This window comes from Dietzia sp. DQ11-38-2, assembly GCF_014145055.1.
Classification (GTDB): Bacteria; Actinomycetota; Actinomycetes; order Mycobacteriales; family Mycobacteriaceae; genus Dietzia.
In genome coordinates this window covers 25,726-30,424 of record NZ_JAALDW010000524.1, presented here as the reverse complement: position 1 = coordinate 30,424, position 4,699 = coordinate 25,726, and the positions used below count along the sequence as shown (strand labels likewise).

Annotated in this window: 3 protein-coding genes; 1 reads left to right on the top strand and 2 read right to left on the bottom strand. The window is 69.1% G+C overall.

What is annotated here, in order from left to right; genetic code table 11:
* Window positions 1–140 precede the first annotated feature (140 nt).
* A complete protein-coding gene (gene serB, locus G6026_RS16600) occupies window positions 141–1,370 on the bottom strand; it encodes a phosphoserine phosphatase SerB (protein WP_107755997.1) in 1,230 nt (409 codons plus the stop codon).
* A 176-nt stretch (window positions 1,371–1,546) separates the two neighbouring features.
* Window positions 1,547–3,307 (bottom strand): cytochrome c oxidase subunit I, encoded by a 1,761-nt coding sequence (gene ctaD, locus G6026_RS16595; protein WP_182613812.1) that lies wholly within the window; start codon window positions 3,305–3,307, stop codon window positions 1,547–1,549.
* A 250-nt stretch (window positions 3,308–3,557) separates the two neighbouring features.
* Between ctaD and G6026_RS16590 the strand changes: the two genes are divergently transcribed.
* Window positions 3,558–4,699, top strand: a 1,142-nt coding sequence (locus tag G6026_RS16590) for an ABC transporter substrate-binding protein (protein WP_241728149.1), incomplete at its 3' end; no start/stop codon positions are given.

Sequence of the window (4,699 nt, the reverse complement as noted above, 5' to 3'; positions counted from 1 at the left end):
CGCCGACCCCGCGCGGAGCCGCGAGTGGCACCAGTCGAGCGCGGCTCCGGTCGCGGGCGCTCCCGCCGGTGGCGCGTCGGGATGCGGACCGTCGGTCAGGGGCTCCTCGGGACGCGGTCCGTCAGCCTGTGCTCCGTCGGTCACTCGAGCGGAACGCGGCGATAGGTTCCGGCGGCGGTGTCGGCCGCCTCGATCTCATCGCGCGTGATGCCGAGGACGAACAGGACCGTGTCGAGGAACGGCTTGGACAGAGACGCGTCGGCCACTTCACGCAGAGCGGGCTTGGCGCAGAACGCGATCCCCAGCCCCGCGGCGGAGAGCATGTCGATGTCGTTCGCCCCGTCCCCCACGGCGACGGTCTGGCTCAGCGAGATGCCGAGCTCCTCGGCGAACTGGCGCAGGTACTCGGCCTTGGCCTCCCGGTCCACCACCTCGCCGACGACCCGGCCGGTGAGCACCCCGTCCTCGATCTCGAGCGTGTTGGCCCGAGCGAAGTCGAGCCCCAGCTCCTCGGCGAGACCCGCGATCACCTGGATGAACCCGCCCGACACCACACCGCAGCGGATGCCCAGTCGCTTGAGGGTGCGGATGGTCGTGCGCGCGCCCGGGGTCAGCACGATATTCGCCGCGACCTCGTCGAGGACGTCGGCCGGCAACCCCTTGAGCGTGGCCACCCGTTCGTGGAGCGACTGGGCGAAGTCCAACTCACCCCGCATCGCGCGCTCGGTGACCGCACGGACCTCGGCCTCCCTGCCCGCGTGTGCGGCCAGCATCTCGATGACCTCGCCCTGGACCAGCGTGGAGTCCACGTCGAACACCACCAGGCGCTTGGAGCGGCGTCCCAGGCCGGCGCCGTCCACCGAGATGTCGACTCCGTGCGCGTCCGACAGGGGTGCCATCGCTTCGCGCAGTCGCGCGTCGTCCGCGGCGTCGCGACCGGCCGTCGAGACGTGCAGTTCCAGACCCGTGACGGGGTAGTCGGCGATCCCCCGGATCGTGTCGATGTTCGCGCCGATCGACGCGAGTGACCCCGATACCGCGGAGAACGCCGACGCGGTGACCGGGCTGCCGAGGATCACCACCGCGTGGGTGGAGGGCGGGGTGGGAGGCGCGATGTCGTCGAACTGGACCTCGAGTTGCATCCCCAGTTCGTGGATCTGCTCGGTGAGCTCGCGGACCACGGTCACGACATCGGCATCCGACTCCACCCGGACCATGAGGCCGAGGGAGAGGTGCCCGTTGACGACGACCTGTTCCACGTCCACCAGGTCGGCGTGGTGGGAGGCGAGGACCGACATGACCCTCGCGGTGACACCCGGCCGGTCGGGGCCGGTGACGGTGAGGAGTGCCGGGGTGCCGGGGGTGCTCACGTGTGCTCCTGACGAGTGCTTGATCTGGCGGGTGGTCCTGGTGTCCGGGAGGCGGGTTCAGACCGAGGCCGGTGGTGAAGGGTCCGGGGCGACACGCGCCGAACCCCGCCGGAGGGCGAGCCTACCGACGGGGTTCTGCGGGGACCGGAGCCCGTGGGTGAGTACGGGCGGCCGGGTCAGCCCTTCTGCGGTGACGTGCCGCGCTCGGCGACGTCCTTGACGGCGGCCGGGTCCTGGGCCGCGGCCCGGCCACCGACGTGGGCCTCTGCGCGCATGCGCTCACTCATGTGCGGGTAGTGGAGCTCGAACGCCGGGCGCTCGGAGCGGATCCGGGGCAGGGTCACGAAGTTGTGACGCGGCGGCGGGCACGAGGTCGCCCACTCGAGCGAGTTGCCCGCACCCCACGGGTCGTCGACGGTGACGATCTCGCCGTAGCGCCAGCTCTTGATGACGTTCCAGATGAACGGAAGCATCGCGATGCCGAGGATGAACGACCCGATGGTCGAGATCTGGTTGAGGACGGTGAAGTTGTCCGTCGCCAGGTAGTCGGCGTAGCGACGGGCCATGCCCTGGTTGCCGAGCCAGTGCTGCACGAGGAACGTGGTGTGGAAGCCGATGAACATCAGCCAGAAGTGCAGCTTGCCCAGCTTCTCGTCGAGCATCCGGCCCGTCATCTTGGGGAACCAGAAGTACACGCCGGCGAACGTCGCGAACACGATGGTGCCGAAGAGCGTGTAGTGGAAGTGCGCGACGATGAAGTACGTGTCCGAGATGTGGAAGTCGATCGGCGCCGCGGCCATCATGATGCCGGTCAGACCACCGAAGAGGAAGGTCACGATGAAGCCGAGCGCGAAGACCATCGGCGTCTCGAAGGTCATCTTCCCGCGCCACATCGTGCCGATCCAGTTGAAGAACTTCACACCCGTGGGAACGGCGATGAGGAACGTCATGAAGGAGAAGAACGGCAGGAGGACGGCGCCGGTGACGAACATGTGGTGCGCCCACACCGCCATGGACAGCGCGGCGATCGCGAGGGTCGCGAAGATCAGACCGGCGTAGCCGAAGAGCGGCTTGCGGGAGAAGACCGGGAAGACCTCGGAGACGATGCCGAAGAACGGGAGGGCGAGAACGTACACCTCGGGGTGGCCGAAGAACCAGAACAGGTGCTGCCACAGGATGGCACCACCGTTGCCCGGATCGTAGATGCGACCACCGAACTGACGGTCGTAGAAGACGCCGAGGGCGGCGGCGGTGAGGAGCGGGAAGATCAGGAGGATCAGCACCGACGCCACCAGGATGTTCCAGGTGAAGATCGGCATACGGAACATGGTCATGCCCGGCGCGCGGAGGCAGATGATCGTGGTGACGAAGTTGACGGCGCCGAGGATGGTGCCGATACCGCCGATGCCCACGCCGAGGATCCACAGGTCCGCGCCGACGGCCGGCGAGTGGATCTTGTCGGCGAGCGGCATGTACATGGTCCAGCCGAACGCGGCCGCACCGCCCGGGGTGATGAACCCGGAGAGCATGATGATGCCGCCCGCCGTGAACAGCCAGTAGCCCAGGGCGTTCAGTCGCGGGAAGGCGACGTCGGGGGCGCCGATCTGCAGCGGCATGATGTAGTTCGCGAACCCGACCACGATCGGGGTTCCGTACAGCAGCAGCATGACCGTGCCGTGCATGGTGAACAGCTGGTTGAACTGCTCGTTGGACAGGAACTGCATGCCCGGGACGAAGAGCTCCGCCCGGATGAGCAGGGCCATGAGCCCGCCGATGAAGAAGAAGACGAAACAGGTGACGATGTACATCAGGCCGAGCAGCTTGTGATCGGTCGTTGTCATCATCTTCCACACGAACGAGCCCGGCCGGGCGGAGCCCGTGGGTTCGCCCGGCGGATGGTCGAGATCGTCGACCGGCTTGGGGGCCACTGCGGTCATAAGGGTCCTCCTGAACGCCTCACCCGACGCCGCGGGTCGAACCACCGACCCCACGTCGAACGCAAAGGAATAGTGCGTGAGGGCAATCCTAACCCTCCGCTGAGAGCGCCCACCACTCACCCCGCCGAACTCGTCGGGGTGGGTCATCTGCGGTGATCCGCTTTCGTGACGACACGCCCGGGATCGCCCTCCGACCCGCCGCGACCTCCTCTTTGACCACGCTGAGCACCCATCTCCTAGGCTCTGCTGCATGACCGATCACGCGCCGGGCCGTCTCCGCCATCGCGGACGGGGGTACCCTTCCACCCCCGCGAGGGTCTCGGTCGGCATCGCGGGGGCCCTCGTCGCCGGTCTGGCGCTCTCCGGGTGCGGGCCCTCCCCCGTCGACATGGTCGAGCACCCCGTCACCACGACCCCCTCCCGGATGGCCGGTGCGGAGCTCCAACGCTCGGCCGAGCCGGAGGAATCGTGCGCGCCCGCACCGGTGCCGGCCGAGTTCCCCGGAAACGGGGTCCGAGAGGTCGCGTCCACGGATCCTGCCGAGGCGACGGTGGAGGTCCCCCGCTCTCCGGAACGGATCCTGGCCCTCGGCAGCGGGGCCGTGGACGTGGCGTGCGCTCTGGGCCTGCAGGACCTCGTCGTGGGGACCTCCGGACTGCCCCACGATGCCGACGTCTACCTCCCCGCGAACCTGGTGGGACTGCCCGACCTCGGTATCGCCGGCGACTGGCGGGCCGAGGGCGCCGAATTCGACGCGGATGCCGCCGCGAACGCCGCCCGGGACCTGAACCCCGATCTCATCGTGCTGGCCGACTCCCCCGATCCCGACCCCGATCTGGCACGGGCGTTGTCGGCTGTCGCGCCGACCGTCGTCTACGACGCGCGGAGCCTGAACTGGGCCGAGAGCACCGAGGCGATCGCCGACGCCTACGGTCGCCCCACGGCCGGCGGAGACCTCCTGTTGGATGTGATCGACCGGGCGCGGTTCACCGCGGACGCGACCACCCCGAGAGACACCTGGGTCTCGCTCGTCTCCGTCTCCGACGCGGGCGAGATCGAGGTCCAACGGCCGGACACCCTCGGCAGCCTCATGCTCGAGGCCGTCGGTGCCGGCCGGCCCCCCGCCCAGCGCACCCGGGACGGACAACGGATCGGGCCCGCCCCGGAGTCGCCTCCGGTGGGTGACGAACTGGGCGGGGACGTGATCTTCGCCGTGGTGGGTGGCAGTGACCGCTCCGAGCAGTCCGCGCGGGAGGCGTTCGCCACCCAGCGGTGGACGGACCTCGACGCGGTGGGGGCCCGCCGCATGTTCGTGGTGGACCGGGCCGTGTGGGAGGGCTCCGGTCCGGTGGCCGCACGAGCGGTCCTCGACGACATCAGGAGTTCCATCAA

Coding starts and splice junctions, on each gene's coding strand:
- ctaD (WP_182613812.1), bottom strand. CDS start 3,307: ATGACCGCAGTGGCCCCCAAGCCGGTCGACGATCTCGACCATCCGCCG.